Origin of the sequence: Streptomyces sp. NBC_00212, from assembly GCF_045206365.1 — a bacterium.
Classification (GTDB): Bacteria; Actinomycetota; Actinomycetes; order Streptomycetales; family Streptomycetaceae; genus Streptomyces.
This window is the reverse complement of the sequence record NZ_CP108115.1, coordinates 4,771,936-4,791,959: the sequence shown is the minus strand read 5'-3', so window position 1 is coordinate 4,791,959 and position 20,024 is coordinate 4,771,936. Positions and strand designations below refer to the sequence as shown.

General features: G+C 71.0%; 17 protein-coding genes and 1 tRNA gene. 11 read left to right on the top strand and 7 right to left on the bottom strand.

The features are described 5' to 3' along the window. Positions 1 to 69: 69 nt before the first annotated feature. A complete protein-coding gene (locus OHA17_RS22050) occupies positions 70 to 534 on the bottom strand; it encodes a GatB/YqeY domain-containing protein (RefSeq protein ID WP_406508032.1) in 465 nt (154 codons plus the stop codon). A gap of 88 nt (positions 535 to 622) precedes the next feature. On the opposite strand from OHA17_RS22050, the gene OHA17_RS22045 reads away from it, so the two are divergent. The 3 genes from OHA17_RS22045 to OHA17_RS22035 all read left to right on the top strand — a co-directional run bounded on the left by OHA17_RS22045 (position 623) and on the right by OHA17_RS22035 (position 3,737). Further along, positions 623 to 1,552, top strand: coding sequence for a metallophosphoesterase (locus OHA17_RS22045; protein ID WP_406508031.1), 930 nt, complete (start codon positions 623 to 625; stop codon positions 1,550 to 1,552). A gap of 256 nt (positions 1,553 to 1,808) precedes the next feature. After that, positions 1,809 to 1,882: transfer RNA gene (locus tag OHA17_RS22040), tRNA-Pro, on the top strand. Positions 1,883 to 2,099: 217 nt separating this feature from the next. Further along, positions 2,100 to 3,737, top strand: coding sequence for a PE-PGRS family protein (locus OHA17_RS22035; protein ID WP_406508030.1), 1,638 nt, complete (start codon positions 2,100 to 2,102; stop codon positions 3,735 to 3,737). Here the strand turns inward: OHA17_RS22035 and OHA17_RS22030 are convergent. Continuing rightward, positions 3,667 to 4,509 (bottom strand): PE-PGRS family protein, encoded by an 843-nt coding sequence (locus tag OHA17_RS22030; RefSeq protein WP_406508029.1) that lies wholly within the window; start codon positions 4,507 to 4,509, stop codon positions 3,667 to 3,669. The genes OHA17_RS22035 and OHA17_RS22030 overlap by 71 nt on opposite strands. 602 nt (positions 4,510 to 5,111) lie before the next feature. Here OHA17_RS22030 and OHA17_RS22025 point away from each other — a divergent pair. The 8 genes from OHA17_RS22025 (at position 5,112) to OHA17_RS21990 (ending at position 15,787) form a co-directional block, all read left to right on the top strand. Continuing rightward, positions 5,112 to 5,360, top strand: a complete 249-nt coding sequence (locus OHA17_RS22025; protein WP_406508028.1) for a hypothetical protein — start codon at positions 5,112 to 5,114, stop codon at positions 5,358 to 5,360. A 639-nt stretch (positions 5,361 to 5,999) separates the two neighbouring features. Next, positions 6,000 to 7,424: a DUF4041 domain-containing protein gene (locus OHA17_RS22020; RefSeq protein ID WP_406508027.1), complete on the top strand. Its 1,425-nt coding sequence runs from the start codon at positions 6,000 to 6,002 to the stop codon at positions 7,422 to 7,424. Between the two features lie 31 nt (positions 7,425 to 7,455). After that, positions 7,456 to 8,349 carry a phosphorothioated DNA-binding restriction endonuclease gene (locus OHA17_RS22015; protein WP_406508026.1) on the top strand — a complete coding sequence of 298 codons (894 nt, stop codon included), beginning with the start codon at positions 7,456 to 7,458 and terminating at the stop codon, positions 8,347 to 8,349. A gap of 224 nt (positions 8,350 to 8,573) precedes the next feature. Further along, positions 8,574 to 9,311, top strand: a complete 738-nt coding sequence (gene cseB, locus OHA17_RS22010) for a two-component system response regulator CseB (protein ID WP_406508025.1) — start codon at positions 8,574 to 8,576, stop codon at positions 9,309 to 9,311. Between the two features lie 5 nt (positions 9,312 to 9,316). Further along, positions 9,317 to 10,636 (top strand): sensor histidine kinase, encoded by a 1,320-nt coding sequence (locus OHA17_RS22005; RefSeq protein ID WP_406508024.1) that lies wholly within the window; start codon positions 9,317 to 9,319, stop codon positions 10,634 to 10,636. Positions 10,637 to 10,802: 166 nt separating this feature from the next. Next, positions 10,803 to 11,585, top strand: coding sequence for an ABC transporter ATP-binding protein (locus tag OHA17_RS22000; RefSeq protein ID WP_406508023.1), 783 nt, complete (start codon positions 10,803 to 10,805; stop codon positions 11,583 to 11,585). A 55-nt stretch (positions 11,586 to 11,640) separates the two neighbouring features. After that, a complete protein-coding gene (locus OHA17_RS21995) occupies positions 11,641 to 14,205 on the top strand; it encodes an ABC transporter permease (protein ID WP_406508022.1) in 2,565 nt (854 codons plus the stop codon). 61 nt (positions 14,206 to 14,266) lie between these two features. Further along, on the top strand, positions 14,267 to 15,787 hold the full coding sequence (locus tag OHA17_RS21990; protein WP_406508021.1) for a PLP-dependent aminotransferase family protein: 1,521 nt from the start codon (positions 14,267 to 14,269) through the stop codon (positions 15,785 to 15,787). 17 nt (positions 15,788 to 15,804) lie between these two features. Here OHA17_RS21990 and OHA17_RS21985 read toward each other — a convergent pair whose 3' ends face one another. The 5 genes from OHA17_RS21985 to OHA17_RS21965 all read right to left on the bottom strand — a co-directional run bounded on the left by OHA17_RS21985 (position 15,805) and on the right by OHA17_RS21965 (position 20,012). Then, the gene (locus tag OHA17_RS21985) at positions 15,805 to 17,226 is read right to left on the bottom strand and encodes a UbiD family decarboxylase (RefSeq protein WP_406508020.1); all 1,422 of its coding nucleotides are present in this window, start codon (positions 17,224 to 17,226) and stop codon (positions 15,805 to 15,807) included. Further along, positions 17,223 to 17,552, bottom strand: a complete 330-nt coding sequence (locus tag OHA17_RS21980; RefSeq protein WP_406508019.1) for a chorismate mutase — start codon at positions 17,550 to 17,552, stop codon at positions 17,223 to 17,225. Before OHA17_RS21980 ends, OHA17_RS21985 begins: the two co-directional genes overlap by 4 nt. Next, positions 17,549 to 17,893, bottom strand: a complete 345-nt coding sequence (locus OHA17_RS21975; RefSeq protein ID WP_406508018.1) for a cupin domain-containing protein — start codon at positions 17,891 to 17,893, stop codon at positions 17,549 to 17,551. Before OHA17_RS21975 ends, OHA17_RS21980 begins: the two co-directional genes overlap by 4 nt. 35 nt (positions 17,894 to 17,928) lie before the next feature. Next, entirely contained in the window at positions 17,929 to 18,603 is a 675-nt protein-coding gene (locus OHA17_RS21970; RefSeq protein ID WP_406508017.1) for a flavodoxin family protein, read from the bottom strand. Positions 18,604 to 18,707: 104 nt separating this feature from the next. Continuing rightward, entirely contained in the window at positions 18,708 to 20,012 is a 1,305-nt protein-coding gene (locus tag OHA17_RS21965) for a TrpB-like pyridoxal phosphate-dependent enzyme (protein WP_406508016.1), read from the bottom strand. Positions 20,013 to 20,024 lie beyond the last annotated feature (12 nt).

The following is a 20,024-nucleotide window of genomic DNA, read 5'->3' as shown; positions in this document are numbered from 1 at the left end:
AAGGGGCGCCCCGGGATTCACGCAGAATCCCGGGGCGCCCCTTTGCTCGTGTTGCTCGTGCGGGGTGGGTCAGCCCACGAGGAGCTTCTTCACCGCGGCGGCGACGCGGCCGCCGTCGGCGAGGCCCGCCACCTTCGGGTTCACGATCTTCATGACGGCGCCCATCGCGCGCGGCCCCTCGGCGCCGGCCGCCCTGGCCTCCTCGACGGCGCTCGCGACGATCGCCGCGAGCTCGTCGTCGGAGAGCTGCTTGGGCAGGTACGCGTCGAGGATCTCGCCCTCGGCCAGCTCGCGCGCGGCGGACTCGGCGCGGCCGCCCTGCTCGAAGGCCTCGGCCGCCTCGCGGCGCTTCTTCGACTCCTTGGCGATCACCTTGAGCACCTCGTCGTCGGAGAGCTCTCGCGCGGTCTTGCCGGCGACCTCTTCCTTGGCTACGGCGGTGAGGGTCAGCCGGAGCGTGGACGAGCGCAGCTCGTCGCGCGCCTTCATGGCGGTGGTGAGGTCGTCCTTGAGTCGGGCCTTGAGCGTGGTCATGTGCCCAGTGTGTCAGGTGCACAGCCGTACCCGCCCGCCGATTTCCGCCCCGTACTCCGTTGTCGGCGGCGTCTGCGACGATGGGCGTATGCGCGCGCGATACGGAATTCCCTTGGGTATCACGGCGGTCGGGGCCGCCGGTCTCGCCTATGCGGCCGGTTTCGAGGCCCGGTCCTTCCGGCTGCGGCGGGTCACGGTGCCCGTGCTGCCACCGGGGGCGAGGCCGTTGCGCGTGCTCCAGGTCTCGGACATCCACATGGTGAGCGGCCAGCGCAAGAAGCGGGCGTGGCTGCAGTCGCTGGCGGGCCTGCGCCCCGACTTCGTGGTGAACACGGGCGACAACCTCTCCGACCCGGAGGGCGTCCCCGAGGCGCTGGACGCGCTGGGCCCCCTGATGGAGTTCCCCGGCGTGTACGTCTTCGGCTCGAACGACTACTACGGCCCGAAGCTGCGCAACCCCGCCCGGTACCTGTTCGAGAAGGCCCAGGGCCGGCACGGCCTCAACGGCAACGCGCCGGCCGTCGGCGTCGTGCACAACCCGTGGGAAGAGCTGCGGGACGCATTCGACACGGCGGGCTGGGTGAACCTGAGCAACGCCCGGGGCCGCCTCAAGCTGGACGGCATGGAGCTGGCCTTCACGGGCCTGGACGACCCGCACATCAAGCGGGACCGGTACGACAGCGTGGCCAGCGGCCCGGAGCCGGACGCCGACCTGTCGATCGCGGTGGTCCACGCCCCCTACCTGCGCTCCCTGGAGTCGTTCACCGCGGACGGCTACCCCCTGATCCTGGCCGGCCACACCCACGGCGGCCAGCTGTGCATCCCCTTCTACGGCGCGCTGGTCACCAACTGCGATCTGGACACGGACCGGGTAAAGGGCCTGTCCACCCACTCCACCGACGGCAACCGCGCCTACCTCCACGTCTCAGCGGGCTGCGGCACGAACCGCTACACCCCAATCCGCTTCGCGTGCCCGCCGGAGGCGACGTTGCTGACGTTGGTGGGGCGGCGGGGGTGAGGGCCGGCGGGGGCGGCGGCGGTGAGCTGAGGAGCCCGGGCCGCCCCCGTGGTCCAGCACGGCACGCGGGCGCCCTGGGCAACGCGGCATGCCTGAGCCTCGGCCTCTACGCCCTGGCCCTGGCCCTGGCCCTGGCCCTGACGATCGTCGGCCGTGACCAGGTCCGCCCCTGCCTGCGGCACCCCGGAAACCGGATTTCGTCTCCGGCCGCCAGTGGGCTAAAGTAAACGACGTCGCCGCGACAAGCGGAGACAATCGGGGTGTAGCGCAGCTTGGCAGCGCGCTTCGTTCGGGACGAAGAGGTCGTGGGTTCAAATCCCGCCACCCCGACAGCTGAAACACCAGGTCAGGCCCGGTACTGAGAGATCAGTACCGGGCCTGATTTGCGTTGTGGCCCTGTTCTGGGAGCCATTTGGGAGCCGCCTTTGGGGAACGGCTCCTCAGTGGCTTCCAACGACAGGTGTTCCGCCTTCGAAGCCGTCATCCGCTCCGCAAGAGTCACCCCACGGCTTGTGCTGAGGAGACAACAGGCGGTACGACGATCGACATGCACCGATGGTCTCCGTTGAATGACCGGCAGCTCGCACTCCTCACCCGCATCGAGGACGGAGCCGACCCCGTCACGTCGGACAGCCCCGAGTTCGCTCTCACCGCCCGCGCGCTCAGGGAGCGGCGCCTGATCATCATGCCCAAGCAGGATGGGAAGTGGCAGGCGGAGATCACTGACGAGGGACGCTTCTACCTGGAGCACGGCCATCACCCGGACCGACCGGAACCAGCCCGGCGCAGGCAGCGATCAACAGGTTCCGACCATCGGACACGGCCGGCCCCTCCACCGCAGAAGCGAGTCACAGCCCCGTCCGGGACGAAGCCGACGCCGCAGCGCGCCACCAAGCCCTCGAAGCCGTCCCCGGCGGAAGTCGGAGCCGCCTTGATCGCGGAGGTACGGCAGGCTGGGCGGTTCCTCCGGATCCCGAACCCCAGCGACGAGGAGCGAGCCCGCTACCGCAGGGCGTTCGACGCAGCCCGGCAGTGTGCCCCCGAGGGATTCAGCCTGAAGTACAGCGGGCGGGCGAAGGGGGACTTCTTCCTCGGTCTGCTCCGGGAGACCGGTGAGGACGAGACCGAGTGGAACCGGATTCGGCTGGCGCGCAGCCGTGTGATCACCGATGTCGAGGACGTGATCACCGCAGTCAGCGCAGACCACAGCGCCTTCGAGATCTCGGAGGAGGTCCTCCCCCGGGTGCTCTCGCTGCTCCGGCGCCTCGCTGAGCAAGCCCTCGCACGCCACGGCGAGATCGCGGTGTCCAAGAAGCGCAGGCAGCCGAGGCCGCTGCTCACCGTCCACGGCAGGACGTACGAGATCGGTTTCCGCGAACGACAGAAGCCTGTCCGGTACGTCCCCAAGCAGCCAGGCCGCCGGACGTACGACTGGCAACGTGTCACCCCAGCCCAGAAGTTCGAGCCGTCCGGCGAACTGGAGCTGCTGGTCAGCCAGCAATCGGGCTACAGCTACGGCTGGAAGAAGGAATGGGCCGACACGGCCAAGAAGCCGTTGGAGGAGCAGGTCGGGTCAGTCTTCCGGGCATTGAAGGCCCGCGCCGAGGAACAGGAGCGGGCTCGACTGCAACGTGAGGCGGAGCAGCAGCGCCTGCGAGAAGAGCGAGAGCTGCAAGAGGCCGAGCGCCTGCGCCTGGAAGCGGAGCGGGAGGAGCGCGAGCGGCGGGAGTGGGAGGCCGCCGTCAGCGTGGCCTCGGTCAAGGCGGTTCACACGGTGCGGGCCGAGCACTTCGGCACGGCCCTTGAGCAGTGGCAGGCCGTGGGGGAGATGCGGACGTTCTGTGCCGCTCTGGATGAAGCCGCCGCGGCGTCGGAAGACGCCCTCGAAGCCGAGAGACTGCGCGAGTGGTCGGCTTGGGGGAAGGCGGAGGCCGACCGGCTCGACCCCACCCTTAGTGGCAAGGGCCTGGTTTCTCTCAACTTCCATGCGCAGCCGACGGGAGATCAGCTGCGGCCGTTCCTCGACGGCTGGCACCCGCACCGGCCGGAGAAGGAGAAGAAACCCGATACACAGCCGACGCCACCCAAGGCGGAGCCAGATCCGTGGCGCGGTCTCATCGACGCACGTCAGGATCAAGGCTGGCGACATGGACGCCAAGGTCGCGCTCAATGGTGGAGGCGATAACGCCGTGGCCGCGGTCGCGTAGTGCCTTGACCGCCTTCTCGACCAGCTCTCCGAGCCGGATGACCTCGGCACGCAGGGCAACCAACTCGTCGTAGCGGTCGGCCTTGTCTTGGCCGCACCACTCCCGGACGGTTCGCAGGACGGCCGCCTCCGCGTCCAACTTGCGCTCGTCCCGCCGACTGTAGGAGTACCAGGAGCGCTGGGCACGCTCCTGCTCGATGTCTCGCTGCTTGCGGTCCACCTCCGGAAGGATCTCGTCGGCGAGACGGCCGGCCACGTGGCGAGCGACTCGCTCGGTAACCGGCCAACCGGCCAGGCCCATGCCATGGCGGTTCTCGAACACCATGGTGTCGCCGCGGAGTTCGGCGGCGTCCATGCTGATGAGCGGTGCAGTTTCGTCGAGGCGGCTCAGCTCCAGAACGCCTGCGTCCGCCACCGTTCGGCGCAGGCGCAGCCTGTTCTTCGGTCGGACGAAACCGAGGATCGTGCGCGCGGCCTCGAACTCCGTGCTCCCCCGGACGTGGCGGGATGCCTCGGCCAGCGCCAACTCCGCCGCGTCATCCGCGCGGAACGTATCGATGTCCGCCCACGGTGCTACGAGAGAGCCGGGACTGACCCATTCCTGCAGACCGGCGTCGCCGCCTCCGAGAAACCGCACGTGGATCCAGCCAGACCTGCCGGGGCCGCCCACTCGCACGACTTCCACCTGGCGAACCGCGCTGCCCAAATCCTTCGGCCTCGCGCGGTAAGCCCAGTGCTCGCCAATCTCCATGTGCCCATTGAGCCAGATCTATTGGCCCTGCCACTGGGCATTCGCCTTACTGCCAGAGCGAGCTGACCGCGCCAGGTTCACGCCGCCCCGGCGAGGCATCAGTGGTTTACAGACACGCGTGACTCCCTTCGTGCGAACGCCCCTCATCGACCGGCCTTGCCTTGGAGCTGACCGAGGAAGCCGAACTGGCTGGTCATGTCGGTTGCGCGGCTTGTCCCCCGGCATGTAGAGCGCGAAGGACGAGGACTCTCATGTGGCAGCTGTGCACGGCCGAAGCAGCAGCGCGGTCGGGCCGGTTTAAACGGCCGCCAGAATCCGTGTTCATAGCGTCATCACGCCACTGCCTCAAGAGCCCCACTCGCAAAGCTGCAGGTCAGGAGGGGTGAATGGGGACGGCGAACAGCACATGCTGAAGGGGCACCACAGCGGCTGTCGGCAAGTTCGAAGAACTCGAATCGGCTCCCAACTCGGTGCGATCTCTCCGCGTCCGGGGGCGCCACCGGACACGGCCAACGGACTTGCGTGGCTAACTCCCCGCCGGTCCAAGGTCCCTTCACCCATTCACCGCGTGCTGTCGCACGCCCGAGAAGCGAAGGTTTGCCATGCCCACCACAAACGACCAACCGAATGACCCGCAGCCGCACGGAACACCGCCGACCGAGCCGCACACGCCGGAGGAGACCCCGGCGGAGCACCCACGCTCACAGAACGCCCTCGCCTGGGCCACGGTCGGGCTGTCCGCAGCCTGCTGCACCGCCGGCGTGGTCCTCTCCCTGACCGGCCACGAGGGCACAGGCAGCGCCCTCATCGCAGCCGGATCGCTGGGACGAGGCGTCAGCACCCGGAAGTAGGGCTGGGTCGTGGCGCGTGCCTCTGCTGCCGGACTCACCCCGTCCGGCAGCAGAGGCCAACCGCGTCCAGTGCGACGCCGTGGAGAACTGTGCGCTTGCAGAAGCCCGTTGAGCCCGTACACCGGCGATGCTGGGCAGATCGCCATACGGGCGTCGAGCGCTGCCGCCCACTGCTCGGTCAGACCAGGTGGCAGCCGGAGATCACCGGGCCGCGATCGCCGGGGTGCACACCAGCGACTTCGTCGTGTTCCGCCTGGAATCTGCGTCCCTCCGCCGAAGGCGTCCTCACGCATGGTCACAGGAAGGTTACGACGTGGAATATGCGGGTGCTCGGGCGGCTGATCACCAAGAAGATGTCACTCTGCGTTTGCCGGGATTGCCCGGTGCCCTGTGTGTTGGGGAGCCTCAGGGGTGAGGGGGTGGGGAATGAGCACTTACCGTTTCAATCCGCCGCCGGGTTGGCCTGTGCCACCCGAGGGATGGATGCCGCCACCGGACTGGCGTCCCGACCCCTCGTGGCCTCCGCTGCCGGCGGGATGGCAGTTGTGGGTTCCCGAGGCCGGCTCCGCCACCGACGGCCTCGCCTTTGGTCCTCCCTCAGGCTTCGCGGTGGCGGCAGCTCCCGGGAGCGGGACGGCGGTGCCGGCGCCGCGCAAGGGCGGGCTGTTCGGGCGCCGGCGTGCGGAGGACGTGTCCGAGGCCGAAGAGCTGCGGGCATGGATCGCAAGGACGCAGGGGCTGGATGCCGCGCGGGTCGCGTGCCTCGTACGGCAGGTCGAGGCGGAGGCCGCCGCGCTGCGTGAGGAGGTGGCCGCCGAAGCCGCCGAGGCGGCCGAGGGGGTCCTCAAGGACGCGCGCGAGACGGCGAAGGAGATCCTCGACGACGCGCGCCGAACGGCGAAGGAGACCGAGCGGGTACGCAAGGAGGCCGACCGCCACCGCAAAGACGTCGCCGAAACCGAGCGGCGGCTCGCCGAGTTGCAGGCCCGGATCGTCAACGCCGACGAGACCGCCATGCTGCAGGAGGCCGGGATCTATGCCTACCGGCATGCGCTGCACGACGCGATCGCCTATCGCAGCCGGCTCGACACGCTGCAGAACGAGATCAAGACGCTCGCCCGTGCAGGCCACGCCGTACGGGCGGCCACGGACTGGACGGTCAACGGCTCCAAACGCGAGGGCCAGAAGATGGTCCGCGACTTCTCCAAGCTCATGCTGCGCGCCTACAACGCCGAAGCCGACTACGCCGTGCGGTCAATGCGGCCGCACCGGCTGAGCTCCCTCGTGGACCGGCTCTTCAAGAGCCGCGAGACGATCGCCAAGCTGGGCGCCACCATGCACATCCGGATCACCGACGAGTACCACAGCGCGCGGGTGCGGGAGTTGGAACTCACCGCCGACTTCCTGCAGAAGAAGGAAGAGGAGAAGGAAGCTCAGCGCGAGGTGCGTGCCCGGGAGCGTGAGGAGGCAGCGGTCCAGCGCGAACTCGACCGGCAGCGCGAGAAGCTGAACAAGGAACTCGGCCACTATCAGGCAGCCCTTGAACGTCTGCGCGAGCGCGGGGACGAGGCGGGTGTGGCGGAGCTGCGGGCCAAGCTGTCCGAGATCGACAACGCTCTGCGGGACGTCGAGTCTCGTGCGGCGAACATCCGCGCCGGCTATGTCTACGTCATCTCGAACATCGGCGCCTTCGGCGACCGCATGGTGAAGATCGGCATGACGCGCCGGCTCGAACCATTGGAGCGGGTCTACGAGTTGAGTGGTGCGGCCGTGCCCTTCCGCTTCGACGTGCACGCGCTGATCTTCAGCAAGGACGCGGTCGGCCTGGAGGCGGAACTGCACCGGCAGTTCGCCTCGCAGCGGGTCAACCAGGTCAACAGCCGCAAGGAGTTCTTCTACGTCACCCCCGCAGAGGTGCGCGACGCGCTGCAGCGGTTTGCCGGGCAGCATCTGATCGAGTTCACCGAGGAACCCCAGGCACTCGAATGGCGGGCCGGCCGGCTCGCGGGCGGAGCCGGTGCGTCCGCCGCGGGGACGGGAGGCGTTGCGGGCCGTACGGCATGACGTGCCGCGCGGCCTCACTACGATCACCGTCATGGACTGGCTGGAGCGGGTCGCGAAGCTGAGGCAGTGGAGCCGGGGCGGGGTGCGGGCGCCGCACAAGCCGTTGCTGCTGCTGTACGCGCTGGGCCGTTTTCAGGCGGATGCGGCGGACGAGTTGCCGTACAGCGCGGTCGAGGCGGATCTGAGGCAACTCCTTGTGGAGTACGGTCCCCCGCGCGGGACCACGCCCGCCTATCCCTTCCACCACCTGGTCAGCGACGGGGTGTGGGAAGTGCGGACCGAGCACGGCGTCGGCAGCCCGGGCACCAGCGTGCGGGAACTGCGGGCCGGCCGGGCCACCGGGCGGCTGGCCCCGGACCTTCAGGTGGCGCTCCGGCGGGAACCGTCGCTGCTGGGCCGCATGGCGCGGATGCTCCTTGATCTGCACTTCCCGGCCTCGCTGCACCAGGACCTGTGCGACGCGGTGGGCCTGGAGCTGGAAGTGGCGGAGACCGATGCCCTGGCCGCGCCCGGGAGGCGGCAGCGGGATCGGCGGATGCGGGAGAGGGTGCTGACCGCGTACGAGTACCAGTGCGCCTTCTGCGGCTACGACGGCATGATCGGCACGGCTCCCGTCGGTCTTGAGGCGGCGCACGTGCGCTGGTGGGCGTTCGGCGGCCCGGACGACGTCGACAACGGGCTGTGCCTGTGCTCGCTGCACCACAAGCTCTTCGACAAGGGCGTCCTGGGCATGGGCGACGGCCACCGCATCCTGGTCTCGCAGCAGTTCATCGGCCGCAGTCGGGCTGCCCACGAGCACGTCACAGCACTCGCGGGCCGTCCGCTCATCGGCCCTCAACCCGGCACCCGGCCCATCGCGGCGGCCCACCGCTCCTGGCACACCAGCCAGGTCTTCCACGGCAGCCCCCGCCCCGCCGCCGGCTGACCCTGGGTTCGACGCGGGGCTTCAAGAGGCCGGCTTTGTATCCGCCGCGTATCACCCACCGCTTGGTTCCCCATCGGCTCACCCCGCCGGGCCCCTGGGGCGCTTCCCCGCCCGGCCCCCTGTCGTATCGTTCCTTTCGATCCATCCGAGTCGCCCGCTACGTACCGTTATGGCCGAAAACTGCAGTGTCGGGGGCTCGGCCGGCCCCGCGAACAGGAGCCCCCGTGTCCTCACCCGCCCCCGGTCCCGCTCCGGCCGCCCCGCGCCCCGTTCGCGTGTTGCTGGTCGAGGACGACGACCTCATGCGGCGGTCCTTCGCCGTCGCCCTTGAGCGGTACGGGTACGAGGTCGCGGTCGCCGCTGATGGGCTGGCCGGGTTGGAGGCCTTCCGGGACCGCGAGTTCGATCTGCTGGTCCTCGATGTCATGCTGCCCGGGCTCGACGGGATCGGGCTCTGCCGCCGGGTGCGGGAGAGCAGTCTCGTGCCGGTGCTCATGATGTCCGCCCGGGGGGACGGGCTCGATGTCGTCGCCGGGCTTGAGGCCGGGGCCGATGACTACGTCGTCAAGCCCGTCGATACGTATGTGCTGGTCGCTCGGATCCGGTCGCTTCTTCGGCGGGCCACCTACCCGCCGCCCGCCTCCTCCGCGACTCCTGAACTCTCCTCAGATCAGGGTGAGTTGCTCACCTTCGGGGAGCTCTCCATCGACACCGGCGGCCTTGAGGTCTTCGTCTCCGGCACGCCTGTCGCGCTCACTCCCACCGAGCTGAAGCTGTTGCTCGCATTCGCCGCCCACCCCGGCGTCGTTCTTGAGCGGCACACCCTCCTGCGCGACGTCTGGGAGTACGGGTGGGACGGGGACAGCCGGGTCGTGGATCTTTGCGTGCAGCGGCTGCGCAAGAAGCTCGGGCGGGACCGGATCGAGACGGTCCGCGGGTTCGGCTACAAGTTCAGGCGGTAGGCGCGGTGCGTTCCTCTCCCTTCCGGCGGTCGCGTCCCGCCCCCGCTTCCCAGCCCCACAAGCCCGAGCCCGGACACCCGCCCCCCGCTTCCCGGCGCCGGAGCACCCCCACCTCCCTCCGCTGGAAGATCGCCGCCCTCGCCGCGGCCACCGCCTGCCTCGTCGCCGTCGCCGTCGGGCTGCTCGTTCACTTCTGGACCGCGCACGACATCCGCGACCGGGCCGAGATGCGCGCCTTCAACTCCGTCTACTCCGCCATGGACACCTACCGCCGCACCGGCACCCTCTCCGACGGCGCCCAGCTCGATCCCCCCGACCTGCCCGCCTCGCTCCGTCACCCCTCCGACGCCGCCCGGCACACCGCCTACGACGGGCACGTCGACGGGAACTCCGGGCCCACCTTCTGGGGTGCCCAGCGGGTCGGCGGGCCGGGCACTCCCGTACTGGCCGTCGAGGTCAACATGAACTCCGACCTCTACGGGCTGCGCCGGCTCGACGCCACCATGGCCGTCGCCGCGCTCGTCTCCGTCGCCGCCTCCGTTCCCCTCGCCGTGTACGGGGCCGGGCTCATCGGGCGTCGGCTGCGGCGGGTCTCCGAAACCGCGCGGCGGATCTCCGCCGGGGACCTCGACGCCCGGACCGGGCCCACCGAGGGCCGCGACGAGGTGGCCGAGATCGCCGCCACCGTCGACCTCATGGCCGACAGCCTCGGCCGCCGGCTCCGCACCGAGCGGCAGTTCACCGCCGATGTCGCCCATGAACTGCGCACCCCCGTGGGCGGGTTGCTCGCCGCCGTCGATCTACTGCCGGACGGAGAGGACGTGGATCTGGTTCGGGGGCGGGTTCGTGATCTGCGCGGCCTGGTCGAGGATCTCCTTGAGATCTCCCGGCTCGACGCCGGGGCCGAGCAGCCCGTCCACGCCCACGTCCCGCTCGACGGCGTCGTCCGCGAGGCCGTCACCCGTACCGGGCTCGATGCCGAGATCAGCGTCGCCGAGGGCCCGCACACCGTCGAGACCGATCCGCGTCGGCTCGAACGGATCGTCAGCAACCTGGTCGTCAACGCCCATCGGCACGGGGCCGGCCCCGTCGAGGTCGGTGTCGCGGACGGCACCGTCGTCGTCCGCGACCACGGGCCCGGGTTTCCTCCCGCCCTTTTGCGCGACGGACCGCGTCGCTTCCACACCGGGGCCAAGGAGCGCGGGTCCGGGCACGGGCTCGGGCTGACCATCGCGCTCGGCCAGGCCCGGGTGCTCGGCGCCGAACTCCGCCTCGACAACGCCCCGGACGGCGGCGCCCGAGCCACCCTGCGCCTCCCCGCGTGACCACCTGACCGCGTCACCGCATCACCGCTTTACGGCCTGTCCGCCTCACCGCCTACACAACTGCTACGCAGTGGCGCGTACGCCGATACACGGCTGCCCAGGACCCGATACGTACTCCGGACACCCTTCCAAGTGCACCCTTCCGCGCCCGAAGAGGAGTCCCCCCTTGACCACCCATTCCCTTGCCCCGCACGCGCCCTACCCCGCCCCCGGCATCGCGGCCGCCACCACCGAGCTGTCGAAGGTCTACGGCAGCGGTGACACCCGGGTCGTCGCCCTGGACCGGGTCAGTATCGGGTTCCGGGAGGGCGAGTTCACGGCGATCATGGGGCCGTCCGGGTGCGGCAAGTCCACCCTGATGCACTGTGCCGCCGGGCTCGACTCGGCCAGTTCCGGGTCCGTCCGCGTCGGCACCACCGAGCTGAGCACGCTCAACGACCGGCAGCTGACCGAGCTGCGGCGGGACCGGATCGGGTTCATCTTCCAGGCGTTCAACCTGCTCCCCACGCTGACCGCCCTGGAGAACATCACGCTCCCCATGGACATCGCGGGGCGCAGGCCCGACCAGGAGTGGGTCCGCCGGGTCATCGCCATGGTGGGGCTCTCCGACCGGCTCTCGCACCGCCCGGCCCAGCTCTCCGGCGGCCAGCAGCAGCGCGTCGCGGTGGCGCGTGCGCTCGCCTCCCGGCCCGCGATCGTCTTCGGTGACGAGCCCACCGGCAACCTCGACTCCCGCGCCGGTGCCGAAGTCCTCGGCTTCCTGCGCGACTCCGTACGCGAACTCGGCCAGACCGTCGTCATGGTCACCCACGACCCCGTGGCCGCCGGCTTCGCCGACCGCGTCGTCTTCCTCTCCGACGGGTGCCTCGTCGACGAGATGGTCCGGCCCACCGCCGACCGCGTCCTGGACCGGATGAAGGAGTTCGACGTCCGGATCCGCACCAGCTGACTCACCATCAGATTTGTTTTCCTTCCTACTCGTTGAGCTCTCCGAAAGCCCGCCCATGCTGAGAACAGCCCTGCGCAACGTCCTGGCGCACAAGGCCCGTCTGGTCATGACCGTCCTCGCGGTCTGCCTGGGTGTCGCCTTCGTCTGCGGCACCCTCGTCTTCGCCGAGTCCTCCGCCGCCGCCTACCGTGCCGCCGCGTCGAAGAACTTCGCCGGCATCGCGGTCACCGTGACCCCGAAGGATCCCCCGCCCGGCGCCGTCGCGGACCAGGCGGCCGGTGTGCTCGACGACGCCCTCGTACGGAAGCTGGCCGACGTGCCCGGGGTCGCGGCCGTGCGGCCCTCCGTCGACGGCTCGGCCACCCTCAATGCCGCCGACGGCAGCCCGCTGCGGGCCGGCAAGGCGTGGGCCAACCTCGCCGCCGCCTACGTACCGAACGCGGACGGCGAGGACAGCCGCTATCCGCTGGCCGAGGGGCGCGCGCCCGCCAACAGTGGCGAGCTCGCCGTCGACCGCGGCACCGCCGACGCCGGGCACCTTCGCGTCGGCGACATGGTCACGCTCGCCACCGACGGGCCCGTCATGACCAAGCGGCTCGTCGGCATCGTCACCACCCAGGACACCCGGGTGACCGCGGGCGGCACCCTCGCCCTGTTCGACAGGGCCACCGCGCAGCGGTTGTTCACGACCCCGGGCCACTACAGCTCGATCGACCTGTCCGCCGGGGCCGGGACCGACCAGGTCGCGCTCTCCAACCAGGTCACCGCCCTGCTCCCGGCCGACCGCGCCCTCGCCACCAGCGGGGCCGCGCAGGCCGCACAGCAGGCGACCAACGTCGACATGATGACCCGGGGCTACCAGAAGATGCCGAAGATCTTCGCCGGGGTCGCCCTGTTCATCGGGTCGTTCCTCATCGTCAACACCTTCACGATGCTCGTGTCGCGGCGCACCCGCGAGATCGCGCTACTGCGGGCGATCGGCGCCACGCGCCGGCAGGTGGTCCGCTCCGTGCTGTGGGAGGCCGTTCTGGTCGGGCTCGCCGCGTCGGCGGCCGGGTTCGTGGCCGGGCTCGGCATCGCTTCCGTACTGCCGGACCTCCTCGGCACCGCTCAAGACCCGCTCCCCCGCGGCCCGTTGGTGATCGGCGCGCGCCCCGTCGTGGCGGCGCTCGGCGTCGGCGTGGGCATCACCGTGCTCGCCGCCTGGCTGCCGTCCCGCAGGGCGGCGAAGATCGCGCCCGTCGAGGCGCTGCGCTCGGCCGAGCAGCCGCCCACCGCCACCGCGTCCCGGGTGCGCGCGGCGGTGGGCCTCGTCCTGCTCGTCAGCGGGGCCGGGCTGCTCGTCTCGCTCACCGGCGCCAAGGACGCCTCCGACGCCAACCTGCAGAACGCCATGTTCGGCTGCGCTCTTCTCGTCGCCGCGATGATCACCCTCGCGCCACTGCTCGCCGTCCCCGTGATCCGGCTCGGCGGGCGGCTGACCGGCCGCTTCGGGGTCGCCGGGCGCCTCGCCCGCGAGAACGCCCTGCGCGATCCCCGGCGTACGGCGGCCACCGCGTCCGTCCTCATGATCAGTACGGCGCTGGTCGCCGGGCTCGCCGTCATCGGCCACTCCACCTCGGGGGCCCTCGACCGGCAGGCCGCGTCCGGCCTCAGTGCCGATTACGTGGTCGGCAGCCGCACCACCACGACCGCCATCGACCCTGCTGCCGTGCGGCGGGTCGCGGACCTCCCCGATGTGAAGACCGCCTCCGTCGTCGCCGACTCCACCCTGTTCACCGGCGGCAAGGTCCGCAGCATCTCCGGCGTCGACCCCGCCACCGTCGACAAGGTCATGCAACTCGACTTCACCAGCGGCTCGTTGAAGGAGCTCGGGCCGGGCCGGATCGCCCTCTCCAGCAGCGCCGCCCGGGAGCAGGGCGTGAGCGCCGGCGGAACGGTCAACGCCCACATCGGCCCGGGCGACGACTTCGAGGAGTACACCGTCGTCGGCGTCTACCAGGACAACCCCATCGCCGACGACGCGCTCGGCGCCCGCAGCGAGGTGCAGCAGCACAGCTTCAAGCCCGGCACCGTCCAGCGGATCCTCGTCCGCACCGACGGCGGCACGGTCTCGAAGGCCACCGGGGACCGGCTGCGTACCGCCACCGGCAACAGCCCGCTGGTACAGGTCAAGGACCGTGCGGAGCTCGTGCGCGAGGCCGCCGGGTCCATCGGCGAGCTGCTCACCTTGATGTACGGGTTGCTCGCCATCGGAGTCGTGATCTCGCTGCTCGGCATCGTCAACACCCTCGCGATGTCGGTCTCCGAGCGCACCCGCGAGATCGGCGTGCTGCGCGCCATCGGCATGGACCGGGCCGGGATCCGGCGGATGATCCGGCTCGAAGCGGTGACCGTCGCCGCGTTCGGCACGCTGCTCGGCCTGGTGGGCGGCCTGTTCGGCGCCTGGGCGGTCGGCTCGCTCGCGGGCGGTGCGATGAGGCAGTACTCCCTCTCGCTGCCCTGGGGAACGCTGCTCCTCGTCTGCCTCATCTCGCTCACGGTCGGCGCGGTCGCGGCGGCCGTCCCGGCCCGGCGTGCCGCCGCGCTGAGCCCCTTGGAGGCCGTCGCCGAGACGTGATCCGGCCCCGGCCCCACGCCGTGGCAGACTCGGCAGCGGTACCTGCCGGAGGGGGGAAGGCGTGGGGTCGTCGGAGTTGCTCATCGTCCTCGACCGGGACGGGAGTACGCCGTTGCAGCAGCAGGTCTGCGACCAGATCACGGCGCTGGTCCGGGCCGGGCAGCTGCGCCCGGGGGACAGCGTGCCCGCATCCCGTGAGCTCGCCCAGCAGCTCGACGTGTCGCGGACCGTCGTCACCCGGGCCTATGAACTGCTGCGCGCCAACAACGTCATCACGGCCAGGCGCGGATCGGGCACCAAGGTCGCCCCCCAGGCGGCCGCCTCCCCCCAACGCCTCACTCCCAAGGCCGCGTTCGCGCCCCAGCCGCCCCGGGCCACCGACGGCAGCAGCGCCCTGTGGCAGCCGTGGGAGCCGCCGCCCACGCACCACCCGAGCAGCGCCCTCGACTTCCGGCACGGCACCCCGGCGCTCGCCGAGTTCCCTGTCGCCCGCTGGCGCCAGTCGCTGCACGACGCGTACGGCCGCGCCGATGTCGCCTCGCTCGGCTACGGGCCCGCCGAGGGCTCGCCCACGCTGCGCACGGAGATCGCCACGCTGGTGCGGCAGAGCCGGGCCCTGGACGCCTCGCCGGACCACATCATGGTGACCAGCGGCGCCACCCAGGCCCTCGACATCCTGGTCCGCATGCTGGTCGGGCCGGGCGACGTGGTGGTGATCGAGGATCCGAGCCACACCGTCCTGCGCCAGGTCTTCGGCTGCTCGCAGGCGAGCGTGGTGCCCGTGCCGGTGGACGAACAGGGCCTGCGGGTGGGCGACATCGACGCCTGCGTACGCGCCCACGGGCACGACCCGGCGCGCGTGAAGCTCGTGTACGTAACGCCCTCGCACCAGTTCCCCACCGGGTTCATCCTGTCCGAGGGGCGGCGGCGCGGGCTCCTTCGCTGGGCGTACGAGCACGGGGCGATCGTCCTGGAGGACGACTACCACAACGAGTTCACGTTCACCGGCGAGCGCCTGCCCGCGCTCGCCGCCGAGCGGCACCGCGACACCGTCGTCTACGTCGGCAGCTTCAGCAAGACGCTCTTCCCGGCGCTGCGCATCGGCTACGCGGTCCTGCCGCAGCCCCTCGTGCAGCCCTTTCTCGGCATCAAGTGGATCACCGACCGGCTCACCCCCACGGTCGCCCAGGACGGCCTCGCCGACTTCATCTCCACCGGCGCCTACGCCCGCCACATCAGCCGCATGACCCGCCTGTACCGCCAGCGCCGAAGCCGCCTCCTTGAGGCGCTGTACGAGCACTTCGGGGCCGAGGTCCGCATCTCGGGCGAGGCGGCGGGCCTGCACGTGCTGGTCACCCTGACCGGCGCGCGCGGCATCCCTGAGGAGCGGATCGCCGAGGTCGCGGCCGGGTGCGGGGTGCGGATCTACCCCGCGTCGGGCTACTTCGTCCAGGCCCCGCCGGCCGAGCCGACGTTCCTCATGGGGTACGCGGCCCTGCCCGCCCCGCGCATCACCCGCGGCGTCGCGCTGCTGGCGGACGCGGTACGGGAAGCGACAGGACAGGCAGCCAACTCCCCCTGAAACCAGAGAAGTTGAGGTTACGACTCCGTGAAGCGCGGCCGGTGGAAGCGGTCCCGCAACGCGTGCGGGACCGTGCAGTCGAAGTGGGCCTTGGCGGTGCGGCCGTCGGCCGAGACCGTGGGCGAGTACGCGGGGGACTGCGTCGGGTCGAGCGGGAAGCCGAGCCGGTCGGGCAGGACCGCCACGTCGCGGTCGGCCTGGAGTCGGGTGGTCATCGCCCACCACAGGTCCGCGTCCGACTCGATGTCGACGTCCTCGTCCACCGAGACGACCAGCTTGGCCATCCGGAACTCCTCCAGGACCGACTCGGCCGCCTTGCGCACCGTCTCGTCGTCCGCCGGTGACCGCTTGGGCCGCCACTGGAGTACGACCATGAGCTGGCCGCCGCCCGCCGTGTGGCAGTGCACGGCCTTCGCCGGCGCGTCCAGCTCCCGCAGCCGGGCGAGGACCGCCGCCTCCATCCCGAAGCCGAGCAGCACCGACTGCTCGTGCCCGGGCCCCGACACGGTCTGGAAGATGGCGCCGTCGCGGGCCGTGATCCCGGTGACCCGGACGGTCGGCAGACCGGGGTGCGCCCGCCCCCGATAGCCGAGGAACTCCGGTGTGGCATAAGGGCCTTGCGGGTTCTCCGGCTCCGGATCCCCCACCAGCTCGCCCTCGATGACGTACTCCGCGTGCGCGATGCACTCCGTCGCCACGGTCCGGCAGTCCGTCAGCTCGACCGGAGCCCCGCCGAGGGCGCCCGCCACCGCGAGCTCGTCAACTCCCGGTGGTACGAGGGAGGTTGGGCAGCAGGACGAGAGCAGGACGGCCGGGCCGAGGCCCACGTGGATCGCCACCGGCAGGTTCGCGCCCCGGCGGCGGGCCGCGAGGTGGGCGGCCTCCAGGTCGCGGCCCGGCACCATCCAGATGGACAGCCGGTCCGGGCCCTGGACGCACATCCGGTGGACGGAGAGGTTGCGTACGCCGGTGTCGGGGTCGGTCGCCAGGACCGCGCCGAGCGTCAGGTACGGGCCCGCGTCCTCGTCGGTAAGGACCGGCACGGGCAGCGCCGTCAGGTCCGGCGCGAGCAGGGTGCGCACCGGCTCGCGGCCGCCCCGGCTGCGTACCGGCGGGACCGGCGCGGCCACCGCGCCCAGGATCCGGTGCGGCAGTTCGGCCGGGGTGGTCCCGAGCAGGGCAGCCGCCCGGCGCCGGGTTCCGTACAGGCCGATGAGGACGGCCCGGGAGGTGGCCCCGCCGCTGGGCCCGACCCGCTCGAAGAGGACGGCGGGACCGGGGCCGGTCGGCGGCGGGGCGGGCGTACCGGCCCACTTCGCGTACCGGGAGGAGACCCCGAACCGGGCCGGGACCTCCTCCCGCTCCCGCACCAGCTCGCCGGGCATGGGATCGAGCCCGGCGAGCGCGGTGCGGAGGTCGGCGAGCCGGCGCCCTGTCATGCCGCGCCCTCGCGGACCTTCTGGGTCTCGGCCGCGGCCGCCCGGCGTTCCGCGAGCAGACCCATCTGAAGATCCGTCAGCTCGGTGATCAGCGTGCGGTAGACGCTCTCGGCGATGCCCGGCGGCATGCCCTCCTCGGCCGCGAGGCGGCGCACCTTCTCGATGACCTGGGCGACCCGGCCGGGCGAGCGCACCGTCTCCTCGTCGTTCTTGAACTCGGTCAACTCCCGCACCACAGCGGTGCGTTGGGCCAGCAGAGCGATGATCTGCCGGTCCAGGGCGTCGATGGAGACGCGCAGCTCGTCGATGCGTTCCGGTCCGGTCACGGCGCGGGGACCTCGTCGATCACGTACACGACGGTCTGCTCGCTGTCCGAGCCCTGCGAGCGGTGCCGCTCGTCGCCGGGGATGATGAAACCCATGCCGGGGCGGCACGGCACCGAGCGGTCGTCGAAGTGGATCGTGAACTCGCCCTGGAGCACATAGCCCTGGTGGCCGTGCTCGCACCACTTCAACTCGTTGAACCCGGCGGGCAGTTCCAGCAGGCGGACTCTGCGGCCGCCGGTGTACGCGATCTTCACCCGGCCGACGGCGCCGGGCTTGTTCCACTTCTCCCACGGGATGGCGTCGAAGTCGATGCCGACCAGGGCGGGGACGGTGGTGCTCATGGCGTGACTCTCCTCAGAGATGGCGGTCAAGTGGCTCAGGAAACGGAACCGCTGCGCTCGACGCGCTCGTTGCGGTCGTCCAGCGGCAGCACCGGCTCGCCCGTGGCCGAGCGGTGCCTGCGCAGCAGCAGGGTCATGTCGATCATGCGGTGGGCCATCCGCTCCAGGGCGTCGAGGCCCTCGGTGTCGTGCAGGCCCGGCTCCGGCGAGGTGTTGCGGATCAGCGCCGGGAAGCCGCTGCCGACCAGGATCATCCGGTTGAGCAGCAAGTTGTCGACGAGCTGGTTGTGCACGGAGGCGTCGCTGTAGCGGCGGCCGGTGACGATGATGCCGCCGACCTTGTTGGCCAGCGGGCGGTCGAAGCGCAGAAAACCGACGCCCGCCCGCTCGATGAAGATCTGCATGAGGTGCGCGAGGCCGAAGCCGTGCACGGGCACGGCGTAGATGATGCCGTCGGCGCGCTTCATCTCCTCGACGATGGCCGGCATGTCGTCCGGCAGCGCGCACGGGAGGGTCCGGCTGTTGCAGTCGCCGCACGGGCTGCACGGCGAGATGCGGTGGTCGCGCAGGTACAGCGTGCGGAACGTGGCTCCCCGGCCCCGCACGAGCTCCCCCGCGTAGTCGAGCGCGAGATCGGTGTTGCCGCCCGCCCGCTCGGACCCCGATATGCCGAGGATGACGGGTTTCTCGGCACGTACTGCTCCTTGCATGTGCTTCCCCCATTGCCTGCTGGTCCTGCCGGGGGCGGGCCGCCGTGGCCCGCCCCTCCCCCTGACCGCCGGTCCCCCTGACCGCCGGCCCTGTCGCGTGAACGTCAGTCCTTGAGCTTTCCGGCGAAGTAGTCGATGTACGCCTGCATGTCGAAGTGGCCGTGTCCGGAGAGCGAGAACAGGATGCTCTTCGACTCGCCGGTCTCCTTGCAGGCCAGCGCCTCGTCGATGGCCGCGCGCACGGCGTGGGTCGACTCGGGCGCGGGCACGATGCCCTCGTTGCGGGCGAAGGTGACACCGGCCTCGAAGCACGCGGTCTGCGGGACGGCCCGCGCCTCCAGGAGGCCGAACTCCTTGAGCTGGCTGATGATCGGCGACATGCCGTGGTAGCGGAGCCCGCCCGCGTGGATGCTCGGCGGCACGAAGTCGTGGCCCAGCGTGTGCATCTTGGTGAGCGGCGTCATCCCGGCCGTGTCGCCGAAGTCGTACTCGAACTTGCCCTCGGTCAGGGTCGGGCAGGACGACGGCTCCACCGCGATGGCCCGCACCGAACGCCCGCCGCGCAGCTGCTCGCCCAGGAACGGCAGGGCGAGGCCGCCGAAGTTGGAGCCGCCGCCCGCCGCGCCGATCACGATGTCCGGGTAGTCCTCGGCCAGCTCCATCTGGAGCAGGGCCTCCTTGCCCATGATCGTCTGGTGCATCAGAACGTGGTTGAGCACCGAGCCGAGCGCGTACTTGGCGGTGCCGCCGCTCTTCACGGCCGCCTCGACTGCCTCGGAGATGGCGAGTCCCAGGCTGCCCGGGGAGTTCGGGTCGGCCGCGAGGGCGGCGCGCCCCGCCTCGGTGAGCTCGCTGGGGCTCGCGGTGACGCTGGCGCCGAACGTCTCCATCAGGCCCCGGCGGTACGGCTTCTGCTGGTAGCTGACCTTCACCATGTAGACCTCGCAGACGAGGCCGAAGTACTGGCAGGCGAGCGAGAGGGAGCTGCCCCACTGGCCGGCGCCGGTCTCCGTGGTGAGGCGCTCGACGCCCGCCTGCTTGTTGTAGTACGCCTGCGGGATCGCGGTGTTGGACTTGTGGCTGCCCGCCGGGCTGACGCCCTCGTTCTTGAAGTAGATGCGGGCCGGCGTGTCGAGGGCCTTCTCCAGGCGCCGCGCGCGCACCAGCGGGCTCGGCCGCCACTGCTGGTAGACGTCGATGACGGCGCCCGGGATGTCGACCTCACGGTCGGTGGAGAACTCCTGCGCTATCAGCTCCGCGGGGAACAGGGGCTCCAAGTCGGCCGGGGTGATGGGCTCGCGGGTGCCCGGGTGCAGCATCGGGTCCAGCGGCTTCGGCAGGTCGGCGACCACGTTGTACCAGGTGGTGGGGATCTGGGCTTCGGACAGCAGGAACTTCGTCTGGGGCATGAAAACTTTCCT